The organism is Nocardioides sp. P4_G4 (genome assembly GCF_056401085.1).
Genome location: NZ_JBFUKA010000067.1, coordinates 1 through 25,996 on the forward strand (window position 1 = coordinate 1; position 25,996 = coordinate 25,996).

The 25,996-nt window shown below is 71.0% G+C and carries 26 protein-coding genes; 15 read left to right on the forward strand and 11 right to left on the reverse strand.

The genetic code is table 11. The features are described 5' to 3' along the window. Nucleotides 1-217 precede the first annotated feature (217 nt). Entirely contained in the window at nucleotides 218-742 is a 525-nt protein-coding gene (locus AC1DQF_RS15595; protein WP_477526135.1) for a type 1 glutamine amidotransferase domain-containing protein, read from the forward strand. Between the two features lie 31 nt (nucleotides 743-773). On the opposite strand, the gene AC1DQF_RS15600 is transcribed toward AC1DQF_RS15595, so the two are convergent. Beyond that, on the reverse strand, nucleotides 774-1,463 hold the full coding sequence (locus AC1DQF_RS15600) for a dihydrofolate reductase family protein (protein WP_477526136.1): 690 nt from the start codon (nucleotides 1,461-1,463) through the stop codon (nucleotides 774-776). A gap of 31 nt (nucleotides 1,464-1,494) precedes the next feature. Between AC1DQF_RS15600 and AC1DQF_RS15605 the strand changes: the two genes are divergently transcribed. Further along, nucleotides 1,495-2,397 carry a dihydropteroate synthase gene (locus AC1DQF_RS15605; RefSeq protein ID WP_477526137.1) on the forward strand — a complete coding sequence of 301 codons (903 nt, stop codon included), beginning with the start codon at nucleotides 1,495-1,497 and terminating at the stop codon, nucleotides 2,395-2,397. Here AC1DQF_RS15605 and AC1DQF_RS15610 read toward each other — a convergent pair. Further along, complete coding sequence (locus AC1DQF_RS15610; RefSeq protein ID WP_477526138.1) at nucleotides 2,394-3,323, reverse strand: alpha/beta hydrolase; 930 nt, start codon at nucleotides 3,321-3,323, stop codon at nucleotides 2,394-2,396. The genes AC1DQF_RS15605 and AC1DQF_RS15610 overlap by 4 nt on opposite strands. A gap of 150 nt (nucleotides 3,324-3,473) precedes the next feature. On the opposite strand from AC1DQF_RS15610, the gene AC1DQF_RS15615 reads away from it, so the two are divergent. Beyond that, a complete protein-coding gene (locus AC1DQF_RS15615; RefSeq protein WP_477526139.1) occupies nucleotides 3,474-4,469 on the forward strand; it encodes a fibronectin type III domain-containing protein in 996 nt (331 codons plus the stop codon). A gap of 13 nt (nucleotides 4,470-4,482) precedes the next feature. Here the strand turns inward: AC1DQF_RS15615 and AC1DQF_RS15620 are convergent, their stop codons facing one another. Together AC1DQF_RS15620 and galE are read right to left on the reverse strand one after the other, a co-directional pair. Further along, a complete protein-coding gene (locus AC1DQF_RS15620; protein WP_477526140.1) occupies nucleotides 4,483-5,187 on the reverse strand; it encodes an N-acetylmuramoyl-L-alanine amidase family protein in 705 nt (234 codons plus the stop codon). Continuing rightward, nucleotides 5,187-6,200, reverse strand: coding sequence for a UDP-glucose 4-epimerase GalE (gene galE, locus AC1DQF_RS15625; protein WP_477526141.1), 1,014 nt, complete (start codon nucleotides 6,198-6,200; stop codon nucleotides 5,187-5,189). Before galE ends, AC1DQF_RS15620 begins: the two co-directional genes overlap by 1 nt. 42 nt (nucleotides 6,201-6,242) lie before the next feature. Between galE and AC1DQF_RS15630 the strand changes: the two genes are divergently transcribed. The 3 genes from AC1DQF_RS15630 (at nucleotide 6,243) to AC1DQF_RS15640 (ending at nucleotide 9,928) form a co-directional block, all read left to right on the forward strand. Then, nucleotides 6,243-7,223: a GDP-mannose 4,6-dehydratase gene (locus tag AC1DQF_RS15630; protein ID WP_477526142.1), complete on the forward strand. Its 981-nt coding sequence runs from the start codon at nucleotides 6,243-6,245 to the stop codon at nucleotides 7,221-7,223. Further along, the gene (locus AC1DQF_RS15635) at nucleotides 7,220-8,170 is read left to right on the forward strand and encodes a GDP-mannose 4,6-dehydratase (protein WP_477526143.1); all 951 of its coding nucleotides are present in this window, start codon (nucleotides 7,220-7,222) and stop codon (nucleotides 8,168-8,170) included. The genes AC1DQF_RS15630 and AC1DQF_RS15635 overlap by 4 nt, the downstream gene beginning before the upstream one ends. 282 nt (nucleotides 8,171-8,452) lie before the next feature. Then, on the forward strand, nucleotides 8,453-9,928 hold the full coding sequence (locus tag AC1DQF_RS15640) for a sugar transferase (RefSeq protein WP_477526144.1): 1,476 nt from the start codon (nucleotides 8,453-8,455) through the stop codon (nucleotides 9,926-9,928). A 9-nt stretch (nucleotides 9,929-9,937) separates the two neighbouring features. On the opposite strand, the gene rfbA is transcribed toward AC1DQF_RS15640, so the two are convergent. Beyond that, nucleotides 9,938-10,816 carry a glucose-1-phosphate thymidylyltransferase RfbA gene (gene rfbA / locus AC1DQF_RS15645; RefSeq protein ID WP_477526145.1) on the reverse strand — a complete coding sequence of 293 codons (879 nt, stop codon included), beginning with the start codon at nucleotides 10,814-10,816 and terminating at the stop codon, nucleotides 9,938-9,940. A 63-nt stretch (nucleotides 10,817-10,879) separates the two neighbouring features. On the opposite strand from rfbA, the gene AC1DQF_RS15650 reads away from it, so the two are divergent. From AC1DQF_RS15650 to AC1DQF_RS15660, 3 genes are read left to right on the forward strand one after another with little or no spacing between them, the layout of a single operon-like run. Beyond that, nucleotides 10,880-12,739, forward strand: a complete 1,860-nt coding sequence (locus AC1DQF_RS15650; protein WP_477526146.1) for a DUF4012 domain-containing protein — start codon at nucleotides 10,880-10,882, stop codon at nucleotides 12,737-12,739. Between the two features lie 22 nt (nucleotides 12,740-12,761). Next, complete coding sequence (rfbB, locus tag AC1DQF_RS15655) at nucleotides 12,762-13,760, forward strand: dTDP-glucose 4,6-dehydratase (RefSeq protein ID WP_477526147.1); 999 nt, start codon at nucleotides 12,762-12,764, stop codon at nucleotides 13,758-13,760. Beyond that, a complete protein-coding gene (locus AC1DQF_RS15660; RefSeq protein ID WP_477526148.1) occupies nucleotides 13,760-15,166 on the forward strand; it encodes a sugar nucleotide-binding protein in 1,407 nt (468 codons plus the stop codon). Before rfbB ends, AC1DQF_RS15660 begins: the two co-directional genes overlap by 1 nt. Here AC1DQF_RS15660 and AC1DQF_RS15665 read toward each other — a convergent pair. Further along, a complete protein-coding gene (locus tag AC1DQF_RS15665; protein WP_477526149.1) occupies nucleotides 15,139-15,498 on the reverse strand; it encodes a phosphomannose isomerase type II C-terminal cupin domain in 360 nt (119 codons plus the stop codon). The two genes, AC1DQF_RS15660 and AC1DQF_RS15665, sit on opposite strands and share 28 nt — an antisense overlap. A gap of 135 nt (nucleotides 15,499-15,633) precedes the next feature. Here AC1DQF_RS15665 and AC1DQF_RS15670 point away from each other — a divergent pair, with 135 nt between their 5' ends. After that, entirely contained in the window at nucleotides 15,634-17,085 is a 1,452-nt protein-coding gene (locus AC1DQF_RS15670; protein WP_477526150.1) for a tyrosine-protein kinase domain-containing protein, read from the forward strand. Between the two features lie 14 nt (nucleotides 17,086-17,099). Continuing rightward, entirely contained in the window at nucleotides 17,100-17,393 is a 294-nt protein-coding gene (locus tag AC1DQF_RS15675; protein WP_477526151.1) for a DUF2516 family protein, read from the forward strand. Nucleotides 17,394-17,508: 115 nt separating this feature from the next. Here AC1DQF_RS15675 and AC1DQF_RS15680 read toward each other — a convergent pair whose 3' ends face one another. The 3 genes from AC1DQF_RS15680 to AC1DQF_RS15690 all read right to left on the reverse strand — a co-directional run bounded on the left by AC1DQF_RS15680 (nucleotide 17,509) and on the right by AC1DQF_RS15690 (nucleotide 19,717). Next, nucleotides 17,509-18,219 (reverse strand): hypothetical protein, encoded by a 711-nt coding sequence (locus tag AC1DQF_RS15680; RefSeq protein ID WP_477526152.1) that lies wholly within the window; start codon nucleotides 18,217-18,219, stop codon nucleotides 17,509-17,511. Nucleotides 18,220-18,280: 61 nt separating this feature from the next. Further along, nucleotides 18,281-18,664: a helix-turn-helix domain-containing protein gene (locus AC1DQF_RS15685; RefSeq protein ID WP_477526153.1), complete on the reverse strand. Its 384-nt coding sequence runs from the start codon at nucleotides 18,662-18,664 to the stop codon at nucleotides 18,281-18,283. 93 nt (nucleotides 18,665-18,757) lie between these two features. Next, the gene (locus tag AC1DQF_RS15690; RefSeq protein ID WP_477526154.1) at nucleotides 18,758-19,717 is read right to left on the reverse strand and encodes an asparaginase; all 960 of its coding nucleotides are present in this window, start codon (nucleotides 19,715-19,717) and stop codon (nucleotides 18,758-18,760) included. A 55-nt stretch (nucleotides 19,718-19,772) separates the two neighbouring features. Between AC1DQF_RS15690 and cysC the strand changes: the two genes are divergently transcribed. From cysC to AC1DQF_RS15705, 3 genes are all read left to right on the forward strand, one after another. Continuing rightward, on the forward strand, nucleotides 19,773-21,530 hold the full coding sequence (gene cysC / locus AC1DQF_RS15695) for an adenylyl-sulfate kinase (RefSeq protein WP_477526155.1): 1,758 nt from the start codon (nucleotides 19,773-19,775) through the stop codon (nucleotides 21,528-21,530). Further along, a complete protein-coding gene (locus tag AC1DQF_RS15700; protein WP_477526156.1) occupies nucleotides 21,530-22,540 on the forward strand; it encodes a sulfite exporter TauE/SafE family protein in 1,011 nt (336 codons plus the stop codon). Before cysC ends, AC1DQF_RS15700 begins: the two co-directional genes overlap by 1 nt. A 69-nt stretch (nucleotides 22,541-22,609) precedes the next feature. After that, nucleotides 22,610-23,638 carry an NHL repeat-containing protein gene (locus AC1DQF_RS15705; protein ID WP_477526157.1) on the forward strand — a complete coding sequence of 343 codons (1,029 nt, stop codon included), beginning with the start codon at nucleotides 22,610-22,612 and terminating at the stop codon, nucleotides 23,636-23,638. A 250-nt stretch (nucleotides 23,639-23,888) separates the two neighbouring features. Here the strand turns inward: AC1DQF_RS15705 and AC1DQF_RS15710 are convergent, their stop codons facing one another. Beyond that, nucleotides 23,889-24,452, reverse strand: a complete 564-nt coding sequence (locus AC1DQF_RS15710; RefSeq protein ID WP_477526158.1) for a hypothetical protein — start codon at nucleotides 24,450-24,452, stop codon at nucleotides 23,889-23,891. A gap of 85 nt (nucleotides 24,453-24,537) precedes the next feature. Continuing rightward, complete coding sequence (locus tag AC1DQF_RS15715; protein WP_477526159.1) at nucleotides 24,538-25,359, reverse strand: beta-keto acid cleavage family enzyme; 822 nt, start codon at nucleotides 25,357-25,359, stop codon at nucleotides 24,538-24,540. Between the two features lie 22 nt (nucleotides 25,360-25,381). Here AC1DQF_RS15715 and dtd point away from each other — a divergent pair, with 22 nt between their 5' ends. Then, a complete protein-coding gene (dtd, locus tag AC1DQF_RS15720) occupies nucleotides 25,382-25,807 on the forward strand; it encodes a D-aminoacyl-tRNA deacylase (protein WP_477526160.1) in 426 nt (141 codons plus the stop codon). The last annotated feature ends 189 nt before the right edge of the window (nucleotides 25,808-25,996 follow it).

Sequence of the window (25,996 nt, forward strand, 5' to 3'; positions counted from 1 at the left end):
AGTCGGCGGCGCGGCTGCCGAGCACCACCGTGAGCCCGGCGGCGGCGAAGCGGCGGGCCAGGCCGCGGCCCTGCGGACCGGTGCCGCCGAGGACGGCGATGGTCTGGTCGCTGATGCGGGGGGCGGGCGTCGCGTCGGTGTCGGTCACGCGGCGAGGCTAGCGCCGCCCACCCGTAGGTGGGTTGTCCAGCCCCCGTCGGCGAGACACCGTGGGGGCATGACCAAGCGAATCGCATTCCTGACCGCGTCCGAGGGCATCGAGGCAGTGGAGCTCACCGAGCCGTGGGACGCCGTGACCGGCGCCGGCCACACCGCCGAGCTGCTGTCCCCGGAGTCCGGCGAGGTCCAGCTCTTCAACCACCTCGACAAGGCCGAGACCCGCTCGGTCGACACGACCGTCGCCGAGGCCTCCGTCGCCGACTACGACGCGCTGATCCTGCCCGGTGGCGTCGCCAACCCGGACGCCCTCCGGATGGACGACAAGGCCGTGGCGTTCATCAAGGAGTTCGTCGCCTCGGGCAAGCCCGTGGCCGCCATCTGCCACGCCCCGTGGACCCTCATCGAGGCCGGCGTGCTGTCGGGCAAGCGGGTCACGTCGTGGYCGAGCCTCCAGACCGACATCCGCAACGCCGGTGGCGAGTGGGTCGACGAGGAGGTCGTCGAGGACGGCAACCTGATCACCTCGCGCAACCCCGACGACATCCCGGCGTTCACCAAGACGATCCTGGCCGCCCTGGCCTGAGCGCCGGCCCGAGCGCCGACCAGATCGACGATCAGCTGCGGCCGCTGGCGACCAGCCAGCGGCCCAGCAGCGTCCCGTCCTCCTCCAGCAGCGAGTGCGGGCGCAGCTCGACGTCGAGGTCGGCGCCCGCGGTGATCCGCGTGTAGTCGCCGCCCAGCAGCCGCGGCACGATCGTCAGGCACAGCTCGTCGACCACCCCGGCGTCCAGCGCCGCGGCGAAGAGACCCGGACCGCCCTCGCAGAGCTGGTCGACCCACCCGCGCCCGGCCAGCCGGGACTTCAGCTCCACGAGGTCCACGGACTCGTCGCCCAGCACCAGCACCTGCTCGTCACCCAGGAGGGACCTCGACGAGGCCAGGCCGGACGCCGAGGCGGTCGTCGCCATCAGGATCCGCCCCTCGGGGGCCTCGCGCAGGTTCTCGGGCACCTCGCCGGAACGGCTCACCACGACCAGCGGCAGCGTCGGGACGGCGTACCCCTCGTCGCGCAGCGTGCCCGCGCCGACGACGAGGCAGTCCGCATTGCGCCGCAGTGCGTCGAAGACCCGCTTGTCCGCGTCGTTGTTGATGCTCCTGCTCAGGCCGTCGCCCCCCTGGGCAGCGCCGTCGACGGTACTGACGAAGTTGACCCGCAGCCACGGCTCGGACAGCGGCGCGTAGGCCCGCGTCAGCTCGTCGTCGGTGAGGTCGGACAGGTGCGGCAGCGCGAGAGGAGAGGTCACGCGTTCCATCCTGCCGCCTACAGTCACAGGGGTGATCACCCTTGCGGACCTCGCCGCCCTCACGCAGCAGTACGGCGACGCGTGGGCGTCGCCGGTCGAGCCCGTCGTCCTCGACGGTCCCGCAGGGACCGTGGTGATCGGAGACGGGCCCGTCACGCTGATGGGCTGCGTCAACCTGTCGCGCGACTCGACCTACCGCGAGAGCGTGGCGACCGGCCCCGACGACGCCGTCCGGATGGGTCGCATCCAGGCGGCCCAGGGCGCCGCGATCATCGACCTGGGGGCCGAGTCCAGCAACGCCGGCGCCGCGCGGGTCTCCCCCGCCGACCAGGTCAAGACGCTGGTGCCCGTGGTCGAGCGGCTCGCCGCCGGGGCCGTCGTCTCGATCGAGACCTACGAGCCCGGCGTGGTCGCCGCCTGCCTCGACGCCGGCGCGCGCATCCTCAACATGACCGGTCGCGAGCACGAGGACGAGATGCTCACCCTCGCCGCGCAGTACGACGCCGCGGTGGTGATGTGCTTCGGCGAGACCGCCAACGTCCGCGAGGCCTCCGACGTGCCGCCGGACGCCGACCCGATGCCGGTGCTGCTCGACCACTTCGGCCCGCGGATCGAGCGGGCCCGGGCGCTGGGCGCCGACAAGGTGGTCATCGACCCGGGGATGGGCTTCCACTACGGCAACCTGGTCGACCCGCTGACCCGGTCGCGGCACCAGACGCGGGTGCTCTCCCAGACCTTCCGGCTGCGGCCGCTGGGCGTGCCGGTGTGCAACGTGCTGCCGCACACCTACGACATCTTCGGCGACGAGTTTCGCAAGGCGGAGGGCTTCTACGCCGTCTTCGCCGCGCTCGGCGGCGCGCACCTGCTCCGGGTGCACGAGGTGCCCCACCTGCGCGTGGTGCTCGACGCGCTGCGGGCCCTCGAGGTCGGCTAACCGCGCAGCAGCTTGCCGAAGCGGGCGTTCATGTCCGCGACCGCGTCGGCGGCGGCCGGGCTGAAGGGCCCCATGTCCACGAAGCCGTGGATCATCCCGTCGTAGCGCACCTGCTCGACCTGGACGCCGGCGGCGCGCAACGCCTCGGCGTACGCCTCACCCTCGTCTCGGAGCGGGTCGAACTCGGCGGTGACCACGAGCGCGGGTGCCACGTGGGACACCTCGCCGTGCAGCGGCGCGATCCGGTGGAGCTCGGTGGCCAGGTCGGTGTCGGCCGGGACGTACTGGCTGCTGAACCACTCCATCATCCCGGCGGTGAGGAAGAGGCCCTCGCCGTTCTCGACCTTGGACGGGTAGTCCCCGACGCCGTCGGTGGCCGGGTAGATGAGGAACTGGCCGGCGAGCACGTCGCCGAGGTGCTGGGCGACCACGGCGGCCAGGTTGGCCCCGGCGCTGTCGCCGCCGACCGCCAGTCGCTCGTCGCCGCCGAGGTCCGAGAGGTGGGCCGCGGCCCACTCGGTGGCGGTCTGCGCGTCGTCGAGGCCCGCCGGGAACGGGTCCTCGGGAGCCAGCCGGTAGTCGACGCTCAGCACGGCCACCTCCGCGTCGCGGCAGATTCGCCGGCACGTCTGGTCGTGGGTGTCGAGGTCGCCGACCACGAAGCCGCCGCCGTGGAGGTAGACGAGCGTCGGCCACGGTCCGTCGCCCTCGGGACGGTAGAGACGCGCGTCGCGCTCCCCCGCCCCGCCTGGCACCCTCAGGTCCTCGACCGAGCCGACCGGCACGACGTCCTCGGGCTTGACCATGTCGACCGACATGGCGCGCATCCCCTGCCGTGCCAGCGCCGGCGTCCCCTGCTCCATCGGCGGGTAGCCCGCCGCCGCGATGAAGTCGAGCATGTCCTTGAGCTGCGGGTCGAGGGGCATGGCGCCAACCTAGCCATGTGTCGTGCGGGCGGGTGGACGACCCGGTGTCCAGTCCCTGGCAATCGGACCGATCGACGACGCGACCACCGTCCGGCTCACTAGTGTCCAACGCGGCGGGAACGATCCTGCCGCGCCACGGGGGAGATGACGTTGTCCAAGAGCACGCGCAAGCCGCAGTACAGGTCGTGGCTCCTGGCCACTGTCCTCCTCGGCGCGGTCCTGACGGGCAGCCCTGCCGTTGCCGCGAACGACCACACGGGATCCGCCGCCGCGCCGACGCCCTCACCTGCCACGGCGGTCACGGCCGTCGTGGACGAGAGCCAGGTCGGCGTACGCGTGACGTGGTCGCCGGGTGACGGGGGCGGTTCCCCGATCACCAAGTACACCGTCCAGGCGTCGAACGGACTCCAGGTCGAAGTCGGTCCCACGGCGACCAGCGCCGTCCTGACCGGCATGCCCCGACAGCAGCCGTACGACTTCTACGTGACCGTCTGGAACCAGGCGGGTGGGTATGCCGTCAGCGAGAAGGCGGGTCCGGTGACCCTCCCCTCCGGCCTCCCCTCGGCACCCACCGCCGTGTCGGCCGTCGGCGGCGTCGAGTCCGCGACGGTGACGTGGACCGGAGCGTCGGGCAACGGCGCGGCCATCACCGGCTACATCGTCCTCGCCTCGACCGGGAGCAGGTGGGTCACCTCCGACCCTGCTACGTCGGTCGCCCTCACCGACCTCGACGGCGGACGGGCGGTCTCGTTCACGGTCCAGACGATCAGCGGACGCGGCATCTCGCCGGAGTCCTCACCCCCGTCCCCGACGATCACCCCGACCCCGGCACCCGACGACGACCTGTCGCCCGGGACGGGCGGCTCCGGGTCCGGCGCGACCGCGCCGTCCCAGCCCGCCAAGCCGCGGGTGAGGGTCGTCGGGCACAAGGCTGTGCTGAGGTGGACGGCGCCCCCCTCGACCACGGGGCGCGTCCTCAGCTATCGCGTCCGGCTCGGGAAGGTCAGCACGCAGGTCGTCCCGGGGTCGTCGACACGGTTGGTCTTCAGGAGAGTCCCCACGGGCGTCCACAAGGCCACGGTGTCGGCCCGCAACAGGACCGGATGGTCGAAGGTCAGCCCCGCCACGCGCGTCGTCGTTCGGTAGCGCCCGACACCGGTCAGCGCAGGAAGCGCCGCACCCCGGCGAGCAACGCCGAGGCGTACGCCGCCCGCCCGCTCGCCGAGGTCATCCGCGCCGCGTCGCCGGGGTCGCGCATGTTGCCGAGCTCGACCATCACCGTCGGGACGTCGGAGAGGTTGAGGGTGGCCAGGTCGGAGCGGACGTCGAGCCCGTCGCGGCCGATGTAGGTCGCCACCGGCACCCCGGAGCGCACCAGCCCGCTCCGCACGGAGCGGGCCAGGTCCATCGAGGGCCCGGCGATGTCGTTGGTCCACCCGGCCCGGGAGACGGGGGCGATCACGTGGAAGCCGTGCGCCCCGGCGGTGTAGGACCCGTCCCCGTGGATGCTGATCTTGAGGTCGGCGTGGATGCGGTTGCCGGCCCGCCCGCGGACGTCGACGCACGGGCCCCAGCGATCGGCACGGTTGCTGGTGCGGGTCATCACCACGGTGGCGCCGAGGTCGGTGAGCCGGGCCTGCAGCCGGCGCGAGACCTGCCAGGCGAAGGTCGCCTCCGGGTAGCCGCCGTTCGTCGCGGTGCCCGTCGTGTTGCACGGCTTGGTGAAGCCGCCCGCGGGCACCGGCCGGTTGATCTCGGCCGGGAAGTGGGCGTTGCCCAGCTGGTGGCCGGGGTCGACGACCACCGTCGTCCCGGCCAGCGGCAGCAGCGCGGCGGCGACGCTCAGGCCCACGGAGGCGAGCATCAGACGTTGTAGCCGTCCGGGTTCTGCGACTGCCAGCGCCAGGTGTCGGCGCACATCTCCTCGACCGACCGGGTGGTCCGCCAGCCCAGCTCGCGGTTGGCCTTGGACGGGTCGGCGTACGACGACGCGACGTCACCGGGGCGACGCGGGACGATCTCGTAGGGCAGCTCGCGCCCGACGGCCTTCTCGAAGGCGTGCAGCAGCTCGAGCACGCTGGTGCCGTGCCCGGAGCCGAGGTTCCAGACGTTGACCGCCTCGGCGGTGGTGGTGAGCGCCTCGAGCGCGGCGACGTGCCCGGCGGCGAGGTCCTCGACGTGGATGTAGTCGCGCACGCCGGTGCCGTCGGGGGTGTCGTAGTCGTCGCCGAAGACGCTCAGCCTGTCTCGGCGCCCGACCGCCACCTGCGCGAGGTAGGGCATCAGGTTGTTGGGCGTCTCGGACGGGTCCTCGCCGATGGTGCCGGAGACGTGCGCGCCGACCGGGTTGAAGTAGCGCAGCAGGGCGATGCGCATCTGCGGCGCGGCCGTGGCCACGTCGGTGAGGATCTGCTCCTGCATCACCTTGGTCCAGCCGTACGGGTTCGTGGCGAACGTGGGGCGGTCCTCGGTGGCGCCGGCCTGGTCGGTGCCGTAGACGGTCGCGCTGGAGGAGAAGACGAGCTTGTCCACGTCGTACTTCTGCATGGCCCTGACCAGCGAGAACGTCGAACCGAGGTTGTTCTCGTAGTAGTCGAGCGGCTTCTCGACGCTCTCCCCCACAGCCTTGAAGCCCGCGAAGTGGATGACGGCGTCGAAGCCCTCGGCGGCGAAGAGGTGCTCGGTCTTGTCGTAGTCGCGCAGGTCGAAGGAGTGCATCGCCAGGCTGGTGCCGGTGAGCGCCTCGAGGCGGCCGAGCACCATCGGCCGGGAGTTGCTGAAGTTGTCGACGATCACCACGTCGTGGCCGGCCTGGACGAGCTGGATGACGGTGTGCGAGCCGATGTAGCCCGTGCCGCCGCTGACGAGGATCTTCATGGCGCCACCCTACGAGAGGTGCGCCCTGCCAGACTGTGCGCCGTGCCCACTGCCTTGATCACCGGGATCACCGGCCAGGACGGCCTCTACCTCGCCGAGTTGCTCCTCGCCAAGGGGTACGACGTCCACGGCGTCATCCGCGGCCAGAACAACCCCCGCCGCCAGCTGGTCGAGCGCCTCGTCCCCGACGTACGCCTGCACAACGGCGACCTGACCGACATGTCCAGCCTGCTCCGGGCGCTGCACGACAGTGCGCCCGACGAGGTCTACAACCTCGGCGCCGTCAGCTTCGTGGCCTACTCCTGGGAGAACGCGTTCATCACCAGCGACGTCACCGCGATGGGAGTGCTGACCCTCCTCGAGGCGGTGCGCCTGCACTCCGGCGACGACCCGTCGGCGGTGCGGTTCTACCAGGCGTCGAGCTCGGAGATGTTCGGCAAGGTGCAGGAGGTCCCGCAGACCGAGCGGACCCTGCTGTGGCCGCGCTCGCCGTACGGCGTGAGCAAGGTCTACGGCCACCACATGACGATCAACTACCGCGAGTCCTACGGCATGCACGCCAGCTCGGGGATCCTCTTCAACCACGAGTCGCCGCGGCGGGGCGAGGAGTTCGTGACCCGCAAGGTGAGCAAGGCCGTCGCCGCGATCACCCTGGGGATGCAGGACGAGCTGGTGATGGGCAACCTGGAGGCCCGCCGCGACTGGGGCTTCGCCGGCGACTACGTCGAGGCGATGTGGCGGATGCTGCAGCAGCCGGAGGCCGACGACTACGTCATCGCCACGGGCACCACCCACTCCATCGAGGAGCTGGTCCAGGTCGCCTTCGCGCACGTCGGCATCGACGACTGGCGGCGCCACGTGCGCCAGGACCCCGCCTTCATGCGGCCGGCCGAGGTCGACGAGCTCATCGGCGACGCGTCCAAGGCGCGCGAGGTGCTCGGCTGGAAGCCGACGGTGGGCTTCGAGGGACTCGTCGCCATGATGGTCGATGCCGACATCGCGGCGCTGAAGGCCGGCTGGTGACGCGGGCCCTGGTCACCGGGATCGGCGKCCAGGACGGCAGCTACCTCGCCGAGCGGCTGGTCGCCGAGGGGGTCGAGGTGCACGCCCTGGTGCTGGAGTCCGAGGGCCGTCCCGCGCACTGCCCGGTCGAGGCGGTCCTGCACGTGGGGGACGTCGCCGACGTCGAGACGACCCGACGGCTGGTGCTCGACCTGGCCCCGGGCGAGGTCTACAACCTCGCCGCGATCAGCTCGGTCGCCCAGTCGTGGCAGGAACCCGACCTGGTCAGTCGGGTCAACGGCTCCGCTCCGGTCGCGCTGCTCGAGAGCGCGCGCCTGCTGCACGAGCGCGGCCACGACGTGCGCGTCGTCCAGGCCTCCAGCGCCGAGATCTTCGGCGAGCCCGACCGCACGCCGCAGGACGAGGACACCCGGATCCGCCCCCTCAACCCGTACGGCGCCGCGAAGGCCTACGCGCACCTCGCGGTCGGCGTCTCCCGCCAGCGGGGCCTGCACGCCTCGAGCCTGGTGCTCTACAACCACGAGTCCCCGCGGCGGCCCGCCTCGTTCGTGACCCGCAAGATCACCGCCACCGTCGCCTCCATCGCGCACGGCCGGGCCGACCGGCTGGTGCTCGGCAACCTCGACGCCCGCCGCGACTGGGGGTGGGCGCCCGACTACGTCGACGCGATGGTCCGCGCCGCCCGGGCCGACCGGCCCGGCGACTACGTCATCGCCACCGGCGAGAGCCACAGCGTGCAGGATTTCGTGGCCGCCGCCTTCGCCGAGGTGGGCATCGAGGACTGGCGCCCGCTCGTCCACACCGACCCGGCGTTCGTCCGGCCGGCCGACGCCACCGAGCTGGTCGGCGACCCATCGCTGGCGCGCGCGCTGCTCGGCTGGTCGCCCTCCGTGGGGTTCACCGACGTGGTCGGGCGGATGGTCGCGGCCGACCTGGACTACTCCTGACCCACTGATCCAGAGGTCCCTCGGGCTGAAACATCCGCCCGTGAGGGTGTGACCCAGGACCCACTACCAGTCGGTAGAGCCTCAGGATGGTCACGAATCGGGAGACATTGGACACACATCGGTAACTGCGAGCCCGTTTGGCAGCCGAGCCCCCACATCACTGAGAAGGTAAACCCTCGTTGAACGTTACAAGTTCAACATTCCCGGGACAGCCTGTGGGGGGCAAAACCAGTGTCGATGATCAGTGAGCGACTGAGCACGAGAGTCACGACGACCTCGGACATGGACTCGGCGACGGCCATCACCGCGGCAGCACCGGCCGCGGCACGCGAGGCCTCCCGCCGGGCCCGGGCCCGCATCCCCTTCGCGGCCCTCGTCGTCGACCTCGCGATGATGGTCACCGCGGTCGCCGTCGGCGGCCTCATGCGCGAGGTCCTCCCGCTCTTCCCCCGCAACATCCAGGGCATCCCCGACGGTCTCACCATCCTGGCCGTCATCGCCGGGATCATCGGCCTGTGGGTGCTGGTGATCTTCGCCCTCGGGGGCTACCGCGCGGGCGTCTTCGGGGCCGGGGTGGAGGAGTACAAGATTGTCATCAACTCCTCGCTCGCCACGGCGGGGCTGGTCGGCATCGCCTGCTACCTCGCGCAGTACGAGTTCTCCCGCGGCCTCTACGCCTTCTCCTTCGCCAGCGGTGTGCCGCTCCTCGTCCTGGGCCGCTACGGCCTGCGCAGGGCCATCAAGAGCGCCCGCCGACGAGGCGCGCTGCTGCACCGCGTCGTCCTGGCCGGCATCCCCTCCCACATCGACGAGATCGCCGCCGTGCTGCGTCGCGAGTCCTGGCTGGGCTACCAGGTGGTCGGGGCGATCACACCGGCGACCGACTACCGCGAGACCACCGCCTCCGGCATCCGGGTGTGGGGCAACACCGACGACGTGGCGTGGGTGGCCGACACCCTCAAGGCCGACACCGTCTTCGTGGCAGCCGGTGCCTTCGCCACCTCGGCCCACATGCGCCAGGCGGTGTGGGACCTCGAGGAGCACAACGTCCAGGTGGTCGTCGCTCCCAAGGTCACCGACGTCTCCAGCGAGCGGGTGCGGGTGCGCCCCGTCGGCGGACTGCCCCTGGTGCACCTCGACCCCCCGCGGGCTCGGAACGCCAGCCGCTGGGGCAAGCGCATCTTCGACGTGGCCGGCTCGAGTGCGCTGATCCTGGCGTTCTCCCCGATCCTCGCGTTCGCTGCGTTCCGCATCTGGGCGCACGACCGCGGGCCGGTCCTCTTCCGCCAGATTCGCGTCGGTCGCGACGGCACCGAGTTCGCCTGCTTCAAGTTCCGCACGATGGTCGTCGACGCCGAGGCACGGGTCGCCGCACTGCAGCAGGCGCAGGGCGCCGGCGCCCTGCTCTTCAAGATGAAGGACGACCCTCGCATCACCGCTCCGGGGCGCTGGATGCGCCGTTACTCGGTCGATGAGCTGCCCCAGCTCTTCAACGTCCTCTTCGGGACGATGAGCCTCATCGGGCCGCGGCCTCAGGTGCCCGCCGAGGTCGCGATGTACGACACCGTGATGCACCGCCGGCTCCGCGTCCGTCCGGGCATGACCGGTCTGTGGCAGGTGTCGGGCCGCTCGGACCTCTCGCTCGAGGACGCGATCCGCCTGGACCTCTACTACGTGGACAACTGGTCGATGACCCAGGACCTCGCGATCCTGGCGCGCACCTTCAGCGCGGTGTTCGGCAGCAGCGGCGCCTACTGACCCCCGCGCCTACTGGCCCTCGGCCTGCTCGTCGAGCAGACCGAGGAGGTAGGCGCCGTACCCGCTCTTCACCAGGGGCTCGGCCCGCTGGCGCAGCTCGTCGCCGGACAGGAACCCCATCCGCCAGGCGACCTCCTCCGGAGCGCCGATCTTGAAGCCCTGGCGGCCCTCGATGGTGCGCACGAAGTTGCTGGCGTCGTTGAGCGAGTCGAACGTGCCGGTGTCGAGCCACGCCGTGCCACGCGGCAGCACCTCGACCTGCAGCTTTCCCTGCTCGAGGTAGATCCGGTTGAGGTCGGTGATCTCGAGCTCGCCGCGCGCCGACGGCTTCAGGTCGGCGGCGTGCCCGACCACGTCGTTGTCGTAGAAGTAGAGCCCGGGGACCGCGAAGTGGCTCTTGGGCTTCTCCGGCTTCTCCTCCAGGGAGAGCGCCCGACCCTCGTCGTCGAACTCCACCACGCCGTAGGCCGTGGGGTCGGCCACGTGGTAGCCGAACACTGCAGCGCCCTCGAGGTCGTCGAAGCGGCGCAGCCGGGTGCCGAGCCCGGTGCCGTAGAAGATGTTGTCGCCGAGCACCAGCGCCGCGCCCTCGTCGCCGATGTGGTCGGCGCCGATGATGAAGGCCTGGGCGAGGCCGTCGGGGCTCGGCTGCACCGCGAAGGTGATGTTGATGCCGAACTGCGAGCCGTCGCCGAGGAGCCGATGGAAGGGCTCGGCCTCGTGCGGCGTCGTGATGATGAGGACGTCGGTGATGCCGGCCAGCATCAGCGTCGTGAGCGGGTAGTAGATCATCGGCTTGTCGTAGACGGGCACGAGCTGCTTGCTGATGCCCAGGGTGATCGGGTGCAGGCGAGACCCGGTGCCTCCGGCCAGAATGATTCCGCGCATGGGCAGCACCCTAGGGGACTCGCGGAGTCCTCGAAGTGACCGTGTCCCTGAGAGGATGCGCTGGTGCCTGCGCTGTCGTCCCTCCGCAAGCCATTGGTCATCGTGGCCGCCGTCGTCGGGTTCGCCGCCCTGGGCGTCTCGGTCGCCAGGGTCCCGGGTGCGGCCGACGACGCGCGCACGGAGCTGGAGGCCGCCAAGGCCGGCCTCGAGGCCGGCGACACCGCGGCCGCGACCGCGGCCGTGGACCGCGCTCGTGAGCACACCGACACCGTCCAGCTGGGCGTCCAGGGCCCCGCCGGACTGGTCGGCCAGTGGCTGCCGGTTGTGGGCACCAGCGTGCGCGACGCACGCCACCTGGGCGACGCCCTCGAGTCGGTGGTGTCCGTCGCCGAGCTCGGCGCCGCGGCCTACCCGGAGATCACCGGGGACGAGGCGACCTTCTTCGCGGGCGGCAACGTCGACATCCCGACCCTCGAGCGGCTGGTGGCCACCGCCGACGATGCGGAGGGCGAGCTCTCCGACGCCCAGGCGAGCCTGTCCGCCATCGACGCGACCGGCCCGGCCGGCGGCAGGCTCGGCGACGCCCGCGATCAGGCCCTGGCCCAGGTGGACCCGCTGCTGGACGACCTCAGTGGCCTGATGCCGCTCATGCGTCAGCTGCCGGACATCCTGGGCGCCGACGGTGAGCGCAAGTACCTGCTGGCCATCCTCAACCCCGCCGAGATGCTCTACTCCGGCGGCACCGCGCTCTCCTACGCCCCCGTCACGGTCTCCGACGGGCGGGTGACGATCGGCAAGACCGTGGACACCGACGCCAACCGGGCCATGTTCCAGCCGCGCTACTGGCGCAAGGTGCAGGGCAACCCCTTCCACCGCGGCCCGATCCGGGTGGCACTCGGCGGAATGGCCCCCTCGTGGCCGATCGCCGGGGAGGAGACCCTCAACGCGTGGCGCAGCCTGCGGGGCCGCAACATGTCCGGGCTGGTGGCCGTCGACGTCATCGCCCTGGCCCGCCTCGCCGAGATCACCGGGCCGATGGACGTCCCCGGCTACGGCCGGGTCGACAGCTCCAACCTCGTCGAGACCCTCGTGGGCAGCTACGACGACTACGCCGACTCCGACGGACGCGAGCGCAAGGCGGCCAACCGGGCCCTGGTGCCGCTCTTCGTCGAGCGCCTCCTCGGCACCGGCCAGCTCCCGGACAAGGTGCGCGTCCTAGCCGACGCGGCCGCGGGCCGTCACTTCGCGGCCTACTTCCGCGACGACAGCGTGCAGGACACGCTCCACGACGTCGCGATCAGCGGGGACCTGTCCCGGACCGAGAACGACTACCTCGGGGTCTTCACCCAGAACGCCGTCCCCAGCAAGACCGACTACTGGCAGTCGCGCACCGTCCGCTCGGACGTGCGCCTGCGCCCGGACGGCAGCGCCCGGGTCGCCCTGGAGGTGGAGGTCCACAACGACTCCGCGCCGTACGCCGGACCCGGCACCGACCCGCAGCAGGGCTACTTCACCCGCTGGGCCCACCTGTCGGTCGGCTCCTTCCTCCCCCGCCGCGCCGACGTCGACGCGGTGACGGTCGACGGCGTGCCGATCGACTTCACCGTCGGCGACTACTTCGGCCGACCGTTCGTCCGCCACACCATCGAGCTGGCCCCGCAGGCGCGACGCACCGTGCGCCTCGAGTACGACGTCCCCGCGGCGGCCGTCCGCGACGGCGACACCCTCACCTATCGCCTCGACCTCGACCCCCAGGGCATGGTGCGTCCGCAGGCCGTGTCGGTGCGGGTCCACCTCCCGGCCGGCTTCGCCGCCGACGACCTGCCCGAGGGCTGGAGCAGCACCGGGCCGCGCACTGCGACCTGGGCCTCCGAGGGGCTCGACGACTCACCCCGTCTCGCACTCGTGGCACGGCGCTCCTAGCGGTCGCTCTAGACTCCGGCCCATGGATCGACTTCTCGTGACCGGCGGGGCCGGCTTCATCGGCTCCAACTTCGTGCACCACCTCATGGAGCACACCGACGTGCGGGTGACCGTGCTCGACAAGATGACCTATGCCGCCAGCAAGGAGGCGCTCGCCGGGCTGCCCGAGGACCGCGTCCGCCTCGTGGTCGGCGACATCGCCGAGCCTGACGTCGTCGACCCGCTGGTGGCCGAGCACGACGCGGTCGTGCACTACGCCGCGGAGTCGCACAACGACAACTCGCTCCACGACCCCAGCCCCTTCATCCGGACCAACATCCTGGGGACGTTCACCATCCTCGAGGCGGTCCGCAAGCACGACAAGCGCCTGCACCACGTCTCCACGGACGAGGTCTACGGCGACCTGGAGCTCGACGACCCGAAGCGCTTCACCGAGGACACCCCCTACAACCCGTCCTCGCCCTACTCAGCGTCCAAGGCCGGGTCCGACCACCTGGTCCGCGCCTGGGTCCGCAGCTTCGGCGTGCAGGCGACCGTGTCCAACTGCTCCAACAACTACGGGCCCTGGCAGCACATCGAGAAGTTCATTCCCCGCCAGATCACCAACGTCATCGACGGCATCCGCCCCAAGCTCTACGGCTCGGGCGAGAACGTCCGCGACTGGATCCACGCCGACGACCACTCCTCGGCCGTGTGGACGATCCTCAACCAGGGCGAGATCGGCGAGACCTACCTCATCGGCGCCGACGGGGAGAAGAACAACCTCGAGGTCGTCCGGCTGATCCTGACCCTCATGGGCCAGCCCGCCGACGCCTTCGACCACGTCACCGACCGGGCCGGCCACGACCTGCGCTACGCCATCGAGTCGGGCAAGCTGCGCCAGGAGCTCGGCTGGCAGCCGCAGTTCCAGGACTTCGAGTCCGGCCTGGCCAACACCATCGAGTGGTACCGGACGCACGAGGACTGGTGGCGTCCGGCCAAGGAGGCCACCGAGGCCGCCTACGCCTCCAAGGGCCAGTGATGGCGGAGCTCACCGTCGACAGCACGCCCATCCCAGGGCTGCTCGTCGTCCGGATGCCGCTGCACGGCGACGCCCGCGGCTGGTTCAAGGAGAACTGGCAGCGCGAGAAGATGGTGGCCCTCGGGCTGCCGGACTTCGGGCCGGTCCAGAACAACATCTCCTTCAACGCCTCGCGCGGGGCCACCCGCGGGATCCACACCGAGCCCTGGGACAAGTTCGTCTCGCTGGCCACCGGCCGGATCTTCGGAGCCTGGGTGGACATGCGCGAGGGCGAGACCTTCGGGACGACGTTCCACCTCGAGGTCGACCCGTCGGTCGCGGTCTTCGTCCCGCGCGGCGTGGGCAACAGCTACCAGGCGCTCGAGGACGGCACGGCCTACACCTACCTCGTCAACGACCACTGGCGCCCGGGCGTGGCCTACCCCGCCCTGCACCTCGGCGACGAGACAGCCGCCATCCCGTGGCCCATCCCGCTGTCCGAGGCCGAGATCTCCGACAAGGACCACGCCAACCCGCGCTTGGGTGACGTCACCCCGATGGTGCCGAAGAAGACGCTCGTGCTCGGCGCCGGCGGCCAGCTCGGACAGGCGCTGGTCGCGGCGCTCCCCGGCTCGGAGGGCGTCACCCGGGCCGCCCTCGACGTCACGGACGCCGACGCCGTCGCCGCCTGGCCCTGGCACGAGTACGCCGTGGTCCTCAACGCCGCGGCCTACACCGCGGTCGACGCCGCCGAGACGGCCGAGGGCCGGCGGGTCGCCTGGGCCGCGAACGCCACTGCACCCGCGACGCTGGCCCGACTCGCGCGCGAGCACGGCTTCACCCTGGTGCACTACTCCTCGGAGTACGTCTTCGACGGCACCGCCGAGGAGCACGTCGAGGACGAGCCGCTGTCCCCCCTGGGTGTCTACGCCCAGACCAAGGCCGCCGGCGACATCGCCGTCGGCCAGGCGCCCCGCCACTACGTGCTGCGTACCTCGTGGGTGATCGGCGAGGGCCACAACTTCGTCCGCACCATGGAGTCGCTGGCGGCCAAGGGCGTCTCCCCCAGCGTGGTGGCCGACCAGGTCGGTCGTCTCACCTTCACCGACGAGCTGGTCAGGGCCACCCGGCACCTGCTCGGTACCGGTGCGCCCCACGGCACCTACCACGTGTCCAACGGCGGCCCGGCGATGTCGTGGGCGGAGGTCGCACGGGCGGTCTTCGCGGCGTCCGGACGCTCGGCGGACGACGTCACCCACATCAGCACCGACGACTACGCCGCCGGCGTGCTCGACAAGGGCGGCCCCTTCGCGCCCCGTCCCCTGCAGTCGGCGATGTCCCTGGACAAGATCCGGGCCACCGGCTTCGAGCCGGAGGACGCGCTGGTCGCGCTGGGGCGCTACCTGGAGGCTTCGGACCGTCCGTAGTCGTCCTCGAGGCGGCAGATGTCGTCCTCGCCGGTGTAGCCGCCACGCTGCACCTCGATGATGACGAGCTCCTCGTCGTGGGCGTTGGTGATGCGGTGGGCCGCGCCCAGCGCCACGTCCACGGAGTGACCGGCCTCGGCCACCACCGTCTCGCCGTCGACGACGCACGTCGCGGTGCCGGCGATGACGACCCAGTGCTCTGAGCGGTGCTCGTGCGTCTGGTAGGACAACCGCTGCCCCGGGGCCACGTGGATGCGCTTGACCTTGTAGCCGTCACCCTCGTCGATGACGTGCCACGAGCCCCACGGGCGCTCTTCCCAGTCCAGCGACATGCGTGTTGCTCCCCTGTGTGTGTCGGACGACCGGCGTGACGATACCCGGCCCACGCCGAGGCGACGATGTGAGCCTCCGCCCAGCACACCTCTAGGGTGTGGTGGTCCAACGCTCGACCTCTGGAATGGAACCGCGTGGAACTCAAGGACTACTGGCAGACCGTCCGCCGACGCTGGCGAGTCGTCGTGGCCACCCTGGTCGCTGCGCTCGCGCTCGCCGGAGCGGTGACCCTGCAGGCCACGCCGCAGTACTCCTCGTCCACCCGGATCTTCGTCTCCACGAGCGAGTCGGACACCAGCGCGGCCTACACCGGCAACCTCTTTGCCACCCAGCGCGTCACGTCGTACGCCGACCTCGTCGGCAGCCGCCAGCTCGCGGACGCGGTGGAGGAGTCGATCGGCGGCGTGGTCGAGGCCGATGAGCTGACCGAGCTCGTCGAGGCGACCGTCGTGCCCGAGACGGTCATCCTCGAGATCACCGCCACCTACTCGGACCCCGAGATCGCGGCCGAGATCGCCCAGGCCTACGCCGACGAGCTGCAGGGACTCGTCAAGGAGCTGGAGACCCCCGAGGGCGAGCGGATGTCGCTGGTCAAGGCGACCATCGTCGACGACGCCGAGGTCCCGTCCGACCCGGTCTCCCCCCAGCCGCTCCGCAACCTCGCCCTCGCCGCCGTCCTCGGCCTGCTGCTGGGCGTCGGTCTCGCCATCGCCCGCGAGCTGCTCGACACGTCCCTGTCCAGCAACGACGACGTCGCCGAGGTGACCGACGCGCCCATCCTGGGCAACATCGCCAGCGACGACGCCGCCAACCTGCCGCCGCTCCAGGTCCTCAGCACCGCGACCCCATGGGCCGAGGCCTTCCGGGTGCTGCGCACCAACATGCAGTACGTCGAGGTCGACGAGGCCCAGAAGGTCATCGTGATGACCAGCTCGCTGCCCGGCGAGGGCAAGTCGACCACCGCGATCAACCTCGCCCTCACGACCGCGATGTCCGGCCAGCGCGTGGTCCTCGTCGAGGCCGACCTGCGCCGCCCCCTCATCGCCGAGCGGCTCCAGCTGGACAACGCCGTCGGCACGACCAGCGTGCTCATCGGCAAGGTCAAGCTGGACGACGCGCTCCAGGAGTACGGCGACTCCGGGCTCCAGGTGCTCGCCTGCGGCCCGATCCCGCCCAACCCCTCCGAGCTGCTCCAGTCGCACGCGATGGAGACCCTGCTGACCGACCTGCGGCGCGATTTCGACGTCATCATCCTCGACGCGCCGCCGCTGCTGCCGGTGACCGATGCGGCCCTGCTGGCCACCCAGGCCGACGGCGCGGTGGTCGTGGTGCGCCACGGCAGGACCACCAAGGACCAGCTCCAGCACTCCCTGGAGCGGCTGGAGGCGGTGGACGCCAAGGCCCTGGGGGTCGTCATCAACCTCGCGCCCAACCGCAGGAACCGCACCGGCTACGGCTATGGCTACGGGTACGGCTACGGCTACGGCTACGAGACGGAGGTCGACACCAAGCGCTCCCGGCGCGAGGACGCGGCACGGTCCAAGGCGGAGGCGCGCTCGGGCAAGTCGGGTCGTCGCCGGGCCTGAACTAGGCTGGACCCGTGGCCTTCTTCGAGTTCCAGGGGTACGTCTACCTCGTCGTCATGCTGGTGATGCTGGCGGTCAAGGCCTACGCCTTCATCAGCTCGCTGATGTTCTCCGCCGAGGCCTACACGGCCACGGGCAAGCTGACCAAGCCCGCGTGGACGATCATCCTGGGCCTCGGCCTCCTCGCGCAGGTGCTGCTGCTCAACRCATCGCCGATCAACCTGATCCACCTCGCCTTCACGATCGCCGCCCTGGTCTACCTCGCCGACGTGCGCCCGGCCCTCTCCGAGATCACCAGCGGCCGCTGACGCAACGCGCAGCGACCCCCAGCCCGATGGGCTGGGGGTCGCTGTCAGTTCCGAACCACTGTCCTCAGAAGAGGGCCAGCTGGTCGTCGTCGGTGCCGCGCGCGGCACCAGTCCTTCAGTCGCCGACCTTCTCGGCGGCGTCGGTGACGGCCTGGGTGGCGCTGGYGGCGGTCTTCTGGGCCGCGGTCACGGTGGCCTTGGCGCTGCTCTGCGCGGTGGTGGTCTTCTTGGCCGGAGCCTTGCGGGCCGGGGCCTTCTTGGCCGCGGTCTTGGTGGCGGCGGTCTTGGTGGCGGCGGTCTTGCTGGTGCTCTTCTTCGCCGCGGTCTTGCGGGCGGTGACGGTCTTCTTGGTGGCGGTGGTCTCCGCGTCGACGGCCTTCTTGGCCTGCGTCACCGTGGTCTTGGCCTTCGCCTTGGTGGTCTTGGCCGAGGCAACGGTCGCCTTGGTGGACTCCTGGCGGCGGACGCGGCCGACGAGCGACTCGCCGCGCTTGACCAGGTCGGCGTACGTGTCGGTCGCGGTGTCGACGCTGTCGTCGACCAGCTTCTGGACCTTGCCCGGGTAGGCCTTGGCCTCGGCCTGGAGCTCGGCGACGCGGGCCTCGACGGCCTCGCGGCGGGCCTTGGCGTCCTTGGCCAGGGCGTCGACGCGGGAGTTCACGACGGTGGTGGCGCGGTCGGCGAGCGCCTTGGGGTCGCCGGCGGTCTTCTGGACGCCGGCGATGCGGGTCTGGGTCTCGGTGACGAGGTCGCGGACAATCTCGACGGCGAGGTCGGTCACGCCGACGTAGGCGAGAACGGGCTTGGGGAGGGTGGCCTTGGCCATGGTTGAGCTCCTTCGTTTGAGGGGTGCCGACCCGATCACAGCGATCGCGGGCCGGGTCGGTTCAGCTGCGGTCGTCCGCCTGCCCCGCGTTGAGGGCGAGGAAGGAGGCGTACACGTCCAGCAGCGACTGCTTCTGGCGCTCGGTCAGTCCGGTGTCGGCCAGGACGGCCAGCTCGACCGACCCCCCGACACCCGGATCGGGGCTCACGATCCCCGCCCGCACGTTGAGCTGCTCGGCGGAGATGCGCAGTGCCTTGGCGATCTGCTGGAGCACTTCGGCCGAGGGACGGCGCAGACCACGTTCGATCTGGCTCAGGTAGGGATTGCTGACGCCGACCTGCTCGGCGAGCTGCCGCAGGGAGAGACGCGACGCGAGTCGCTGCTCCCTGAGGAAGTCACCGAGAGAGGCGACGACGGTCTTCCCGTCCTTGCTGTCCTTGGCCATGCCCCCATAGTGCTAACACCTGTTAGCAAAATGCAAACTTGGGGACCGTGACTACCGACACACCCCGCATGGGCACAGGGGTTCGGTGCTAGCTCAGTAGCTGGCGCGGATCTCTCCGACCGGCTGGCCGCCGCCCAGCAGGACGTGCTGGCCGGTCCGGCGTACGGCGTCGGCGTCGACCCCGCCGAGGTCGAGGATCCCCGATCGACGCAGCGCCTCGGCCATCAGCACGGGACGGACCCGGGGCGCGCCGTCGTCGGTCTTCAGCGCGAAGGCGCGACCGTCCGGCAGGGCGATCGCGTAGCAGGACTCGGCCCCGGCCTTGCCGATCGCACCGGGGATCGCGGTCAGCAGCGCGAGCTCGTCGCGTCGGGTGCCGGAGACGTACGCGGGGTGCTCGCGGATGGCGTCGGCGATGCGGCGCTCGGGCCCCTCGGTGGCGACGGCCAACGCGCGGAAGGCGCGGGCAAGACCGATCAGCGACGTCGAGAGCAGCGGCGCCCCGCACCCGTCGACTGCGACGGTGGTGACGGGCTCACCCGTGAGGTCGGCGAACGTCTCGGCGATCGTCACCTGCAGCGGGTGGTCGGGCGCGAGATAGGTGTCGGTCGGCCAGCCGTTGGCGACGCAGGTCGCGAGCATGGCCGCGTGCTTGCCCGAGCAGTTCATCAGGATCGACGACTTCGCCCCACCCGACCTGATGACCTCCTCGCGGGCCTCGTCGTCGATCGGATAGTCGACGGGAGTCTGCAGGGCGTCCTCGGTGAGTCCGGCGGAGGCCAGGATGCGGCGAGCGCCCTCGACGTGGAAGGGCTCACCGGAGTGCGAGGCGCAGGCGAGCGCGAGCAGGTCCGGCGGCAGGTCGAGGCCCGCCCGCACCATGCCGAGAGCCTGGACGGGCTTGTTGCAGGAGCGCGGCAGCACCGGCTCGTCGACCATCCCGACGGACCAGTCGACCGCACCCGCGGCGTCGAGGGCGACCACGGATCCGTAGTGGTGCCCCTCCACGAACCCCGAACGGACGATCTCGGCCACCACCACTGCACTCGACATGGCTGCAGGCTACCGACGCCCGGTCACAGAGATCGAGGCTGGCAGGATTGACCCCGTGTCGACACCCCAGCACTGCCCCAGTCCGCGTGAGCTCGACGACCTCGAGCTCCTCACGACCGGGGCCGTGCACCCGCTGACCGCGTTCAACGCCCCCGGCAGCGTGCTGACCCTGGACCTGCCGGGCGAGCTGGCCTCGGCCCACGAGGTGGAGCTGGTCGACCCGGAGGGGCTCCCGCTGGCCCGCGTCGTGCCGGCCACGGGCGTGGTGACGGCGCTGACGCACGCCCAGTACGGCCCCTTCCGCCGCCTGTACCTGACGGCACGGCAGGTGCGTGAGCAGCACGCCGGACGGACCGTCGTGCCGGTCACCGACGCACTGACGGCCACCCAGGTCGAGGAGGTGCGGGACCTCGGCCCGAGCCTGCTGCTCGTCTTCGCGGGCCACGGCACCTCCACCCTCTCCCCCGTCGCCCTGGTCCGCGCCACCCTCGCCGCCGCCGACCTCCTCGACGACGCCGTCGTCGTGGTGGTGCCGCTCGCCGACCACGGGGACCCCGACGCCGACCACGACCTCGGCGTCCACGTGGCCCAGACCTACGCCGGCACCGACCCCGTCCACGCCCTCACGGATCAGTCGCTGGCCGAGGAGGGCGCCCCCACCTACCCCCCCTCCATCCAGCACATCGTCGACCGCGACCTCCCCGAGCCCGGCGAGCAGGGCCTGGTCGTCTTCTTCACCGGCCTGTCCGGCAGCGGCAAGTCCACGCTGGCCCGCGCTCTCATGGACCGCGTCCTCGAGCAGGGCGAGCGCACGGTCACGAGCCTCGACGGCGACGTCGTACGCCGTCACCTGTCCGCCGGTCTCGGCTTCTCCCGCGAGGACCGGGAGACCAACATCACCCGCATCGGCTGGGTCGCCGCCGAGATCGCCCGCCACGGCGGCGTCGCCATCTGCAGCCCGATCGCGCCCTTCGCCTCCACCCGCGCCACCGTGCGCGAGATGGTCGAGCAGGCCGGCGGCGAGTTCTTCCTCGTCCACGTCGCCACCCCGCTGGAGGAGTGCGAGCGACGCGACCGCAAGGGGCTCTACGCCAAGGCCCGCCGGGGTGAGATCCCCGACTTCACCGGCATCTCCTCGCCCTACGAGGAGCCCGAGGACGCCTCCGTGCGCGTCGACACCACGGGCCGCACCATCGAGGATGCTCTCGACGACGTCCTCGAGGCACTGGCCGACACCGGCCACCTCGACCTGACCTCCGAGCCCACCCCGGTGGTTGAGGTGCGAACGGAGCGAGCCTCGCAACCCCTCCGCGTGCTCTTCGTCTGCACCGCCAACATCTGCCGCTCCGCCTACCTCGAGCAGGCCGCGCGCAGCCTGGACGCGAAGGGCATCGAGTTCAGCAGCGCCGGCACCCACGGCTTCACCGATCACCCCATGGACGACGTGATGTCGGCCACCCTCGACGCCTTCGACGACACGTTCCGCAGCCGCCGCCTGACCCGGGCGATCGTCGAGGACGCAGACCTCGTCCTCACCGCGGAGAGCAGTCACCGCGCCTTCATCCTCGAGGAGCACCCCCAGGCCCTGCGCAAGGTCTTCACCCTGGGCCAGTTCGCCCGCGCCGCCCAGGCGTCCCCCGACCTCCGCGGCCGCAGCCTGCTCACGGCGGCGGGCGAGCGGCGTACCGCCCCCCTCCCCGAGGACGACATCGACGACCCCTACCGGCGCGGGGATGCGGCCGCACGGGCCGCAGCGGGCAAGATGTCGACAATGTTGAGCGTGGTTGTCGCAGCGCTCGCCGAGGAGGACTGATGGCCGACCTGCTGACCGTGACCGCGCTGTCGATCCTGGCGGCCGGTTTCGTCGTCGGGATCGTCGTCGGACTGACCGGCATGGGCGGTGGCGCCCTGATGACACCGGCCCTCATCTTCCTGGGCGTGGGCGACGCCGCGACCGTCGTCACCGCCGACCTCACAGCGGCTGCCGTCTACAAGACCGGTGGGGCGATCGTGCACAAGCGCGAGGGCTCCCCCAACATGCAGCTGGCCAAGTGGCTGATCATCGGCTCGGTGCCGATGGCACTTCTCGGCCCCTACCTCGTCAAGGCCTTCGCCGACCCCGAGGACCTCGACTCCACGCTCAAGCTCTGCATCGGCTTCGCGCTGCTCTTCGCGGCCGCGACGTACGCGCTGCGGCTCTACATCAACCTCAAGCGGGTACGCAGCCAGGGCCACGTGCCCGACGAGAACCCCGCCATCCGGCCCATTCCGACGCTGCTCGTCGGAGCGCTGGGCGGCCTGCTGGTCGGCATCACCAGCGTTGGCTCCGGCTCGGTCATCATGATCGCGCTGCTCATGCTCTATCCCGGGCTGAGCGCGGTGAAGCTGGTCGGCACCGACCTGGTGCAGGCGGTGCCGCTGGTCCTCGCCGCGGCGATCTCCAACATCGCGATCCACGGGCTCGACTGGAGCGTCCTGATCCCGCTCGTGGCCGGCTCGGTGCCCGGCACCCTGCTCGGCTCCAAGATCGCGCCCAGGGTCCCGCAGTCGATCATCCGTCGCGGGATCGTGGTGGTGCTCACCATGAGCGGTGTCGCGCTGCTCGACAAGGCCGGCTGGGCGCCCCTGGGCGCCGGCGAGGACGACACCCACCCGATGCTCATCGCGGGCGTCGGCCTCTTCGTGCTGATCGTGCTCCCCATCGTGTGGGGCTTCATCCGCAAGACCCAGGGCCTGCCGATGTTCGGCTCCCCGACCATCGCCCAGCTCGAGGACCCCGACTACAAGCCGGGCCTCATCGGCATGAAGCGCACCGATACCTGACCGAGCCCGGTCCAGACCGGTCCGGCAGCTCCGTGGTCCTCACCAGCCCGGCGGAGGATCGTCCTTGATGTGTGGATCGCCCGGGGCGTCGTGGCGGCAGCGCTCGCTGCCTCGCTGTGGGCGTGCTCGTCCGACGGCACCGACGAGGGCGACCGGGAAGAGCCGAAGGCGTCCACCGACGGCACGACCGTCGAGCCGACGTACCTCCCCGCCGGCGATCATCCAGAGCCCCTGACACTGCGCCAGGTGGACGGCCGGACCATCAAGGCCGAGCCGTTCGCCGACTTCGCCGTCGCGACCGACAGTGGGGTCTGGGTCTCGGGGGTCGCTCCGGGCGCAGTGCGGTACGACGCCGTCTCGGGAGACGTCACCGCACGCACCGGTGTGCGGGGCGCGGTGACCCAGGCACTGGAGGAGTCCGGTGACGAGGTGTTCATCTCCACGCGCGTCCCGGACACGCTCATGCGGATCGACGACCTGACGGGCGCGGTTCGGGCCCGCGTGAGGCTCCCGGCGAGCCCGTTGATGGAGGGTGCGGTCGGGGCCGACGAGGGCACGGTCTACGTCCTGGTGGACACCCTCGAGCCGACCATCGTCACGATCAGGGGCGAGAAGGTCGCCTCCACCATTCCCGCACCGGCGGACGCGACCGCCGTTCGTGCGGCGTTCGATGCACTCTGGGTGCCCACGAGGTCGGGCACGATCGAGCGCTACGACCTGGAGTCGGGCGAGTGGACGAGCATCCCCGCCGGCCCGTACCCGCGGTTCCTGGACGTCGGGTTCGGTGCCGTGTGGGTGATGAACCAGGGCGACGGCTCCGTGACACGGGTCGACGGACGGACGTCCGAGCCCGAGACCATCGCTGTGACTGGCGCCGCCATCGGGGGTGGTGACCTGACCACCGGCGCCGGGGCCGTCTGGCTACGCACCGACACCGGTGTGATCCGGATCGATCCGGACAGCCGTGTGCTGACACACGTGATCGAGGTGCCGCCCGGCAGCGGCAGTGTGGCAGCGACGGATGAGGCCCTGTGGATCACCAACCACGACCACCTCGCCGTGCACCAGGTACCGCTCCCCCTGCCGCCTCCACGCTGACGAGGCTGCGCCCCGGCTAACGGTGGTATCGCGAGTTGTGTGGGCACTCCCGGTGCTTCAGCTTGCACCTGGCCCGGCGATAGATCTTGCGCACCCCTTGCTTCATACGGAGATGCTTTCCCCGGACGGACACCCGGCGTGCGTCATTTGAGAAGATCTAGAACCAACGGGCCGCGTTCGCCCACCCCGACGGGCGGGACAACTAGCCCACCGAGCGACCGACTCGTCCGTAGAGTCCGCGAGCGGGCGGTCAGTAGCGACGCTCCGCCTCTTCCATCTCGCTCGGCATGGGGGCAGCGGCGACCGCTCCCTCGGCCACCCCGAGGCTTCGCCGGGCCGCCTCGTGGAACACCTCCCGCGCTCGCCCGACCGACTCGTACAGCCGCGCGAACTCCTCTATGTCCGATTCATCGGGCACGGAGCGGGACAGGCAGAACAGGTAGAGATCCCAGCACCGCTGCTGCCACTCGCGGGCAGCACCGACGGTCTGCTGGCTGCCCAGGAGCAGGACCGCTTCGAAACGCAGCGACCGCTCCTGCTCTGCGTCCTGGTGAAGAGACTTCCCCGGCTCCAACGCCAGCGGCTCCGTGCGCGGCCCTAGACCCAGACCCCCTGCGATGCGCATGGTGATGCGCACTTCGCGCTTCATGGCGCCTGCGTACTGCGCGTAGGCGTCCATGGTCTGCGTGTCCCACCGCTCCGTGCGCGTACGCCGCCACCGCAGGTGCTCGGCTCCCCACGCGCCCACGAAAGACACGGCACCGCCGATGATCACGGCCACCAACGTCACGATCGCCCCGCTCGCTCCATCCACCGCGGGATCCTCGCAGGTGCCGCCGCGCGTTGCAGGCGAACCGGAGACGCGGCGAGTGGGCGCTTCGGGACGCTATCCGTGAGGGCTAGATACCGAGCAGCTCGCGGCACTGCGCCGGCGTCATCGGCTCGCGCTGGGCGAGGCGACCGAGCTCCACGGCCCGCTCGACGAGCTGCCGGTTGCTCTCGACTGGCACGCCGCGGGCGATGGTGAGCACGTCCTCCATGCCGACGCGCAGATGACCCCCCTTGGACAGGGCCGCAAGGGCCACCGACAGCGTGGTGCGGCCGATGCCGGTCGCTGCCCAGGACGTGACCTCGAGCGGGAGCATCGCGACCCCTGCGACCAGCGCGTCGGCGGTGCCGGGCATGCCACCGGGTACGCCCATCACGAAGTCGCAGTGCACCTTGCCGCCGTACGGCAGGCCGTAGGTCTTGAGGAGGCGGCCGAGCGCGTGCACCTGGCCGAGGTCGAACAGCTCGAACTCCGGCACGATCCGACGCTCCTGGGAGAGCTGGTAGAGCTCGCACACGAAGGGCCAGGGGTTGCTGAAGACGTCGTCGCCGAAGTTGGTCGTGCCCATCGTCAGGCTGCACGAGTCGGGTTCTGCGTCGAGCACCTCGAGCCTCTTGTCCAGCGGGTCGTGGACCGAGCCGCCGCTGGACAGCTGCACGACCAGGCTGCTCGACTCGCGGACCGCGGCGACCCACTCGCGGAGCAGGGACTGGTCGAGCGTCGGAGCGTGCTCGCCGTCGCGCACGTGGATGTGGATCATCGCCGCGCCGGCCGCTTCGCACTCCGCGGCCGTGGCCGCGATCTCCTCGGGAGTGGTGGGCAGCTGCGGGCAGTCCGCCTTGCTCGTCTCGGCGCCCGTCGGCGCCACAGTGATCAACAGTCCGTCAGCCATGGGAGCACCCTAGGGTCGATGCATGCGTGCTGTGCTGCAGAGGGTGCTCTCCGCGTCCGTCACCGTCGACGACGCCGTGGTCGGCAGCATCGACGGCGGCCTCCTGGTCCTGCTCGGCGTGACCCACGACGACACGCTCGAGGACGCCGCCTGGATGGCCCGCAAGATCCGCGACGTGCGCCTCCTGCGCGACGAGCTATCCGTGGGAGACACCGGAGCACCTGTGCTGCTCGTCAGCCAGTTCACGTTGTACGGCGACGCACGCAAGGGCCGCCGGCCCACCTGGTCGGCCGCTGCTCCCGGCAGCGTGAGCGAGCCGCTGTACGACGCCGTGGCCGCCGAGCTGGAGAGGCTCGGGACCACAGTCGAGTGCGGCGTCTTTGGCGCGAACATGCAGGTGGCTTCGGTCAACGACGGGCCCGTGACCTTGCTCCTCGAGTCGGCCTGACCGTCGACCCACGACGCCCCGGCTGATGCGGACCGGGCGGAGTGATGCTCGACCCACTCTCGGCAGGATCGTGAGCATGAGTGCAGGGATCCGCTCGCCCATGGCTACGATGTGGGCTGCTGTCCCTAGAGAGGCCCTTCGTCTGTCATGACCCAAACGCACTCCGACTACCAGCTGAGCCAGCTGGAC

Coding starts and splice junctions, on each gene's coding strand:
- AC1DQF_RS15690 (WP_477526154.1), bottom strand. CDS start 19,717: ATGTCGAGTGCAGTGGTGGTGGCCGAGATCGTCCGTTCGGGGTTCGTG.
- AC1DQF_RS15610 (WP_477526138.1), bottom strand. CDS start 3,323: ATGCCCCTCGACCCGCAGCTCAAGGACATGCTCGACTTCATCGCGGCG.
- AC1DQF_RS15660 (WP_477526148.1), top strand. CDS start 13,760: ATGGCGGAGCTCACCGTCGACAGCACGCCCATCCCAGGGCTGCTCGTC.
- AC1DQF_RS15715 (WP_477526159.1), bottom strand. CDS start 25,359: ATGGCTGACGGACTGTTGATCACTGTGGCGCCGACGGGCGCCGAGACG.
- AC1DQF_RS15685 (WP_477526153.1), bottom strand. CDS start 18,664: ATGGCCAAGGACAGCAAGGACGGGAAGACCGTCGTCGCCTCTCTCGGT.
- galE (WP_477526141.1), bottom strand. CDS start 6,200: ATGAAGATCCTCGTCAGCGGCGGCACGGGCTACATCGGCTCGCACACC.
- rfbB (WP_477526147.1), top strand. CDS start 12,762: ATGGATCGACTTCTCGTGACCGGCGGGGCCGGCTTCATCGGCTCCAAC.
- AC1DQF_RS15665 (WP_477526149.1), bottom strand. CDS start 15,498: ATGTCGCTGGACTGGGAAGAGCGCCCGTGGGGCTCGTGGCACGTCATC.
- AC1DQF_RS15620 (WP_477526140.1), bottom strand. CDS start 5,187: ATGCTCGCCTCCGTGGGCCTGAGCGTCGCCGCCGCGCTGCTGCCGCTG.
- AC1DQF_RS15700 (WP_477526156.1), top strand. CDS start 21,530: ATGGCCGACCTGCTGACCGTGACCGCGCTGTCGATCCTGGCGGCCGGT.
- rfbA (WP_477526145.1), bottom strand. CDS start 10,816: ATGCGCGGAATCATTCTGGCCGGAGGCACCGGGTCTCGCCTGCACCCG.
- AC1DQF_RS15640 (WP_477526144.1), top strand. CDS start 8,453: ATGGACTCGGCGACGGCCATCACCGCGGCAGCACCGGCCGCGGCACGC.
- dtd (WP_477526160.1), top strand. CDS start 25,382: ATGCGTGCTGTGCTGCAGAGGGTGCTCTCCGCGTCCGTCACCGTCGAC.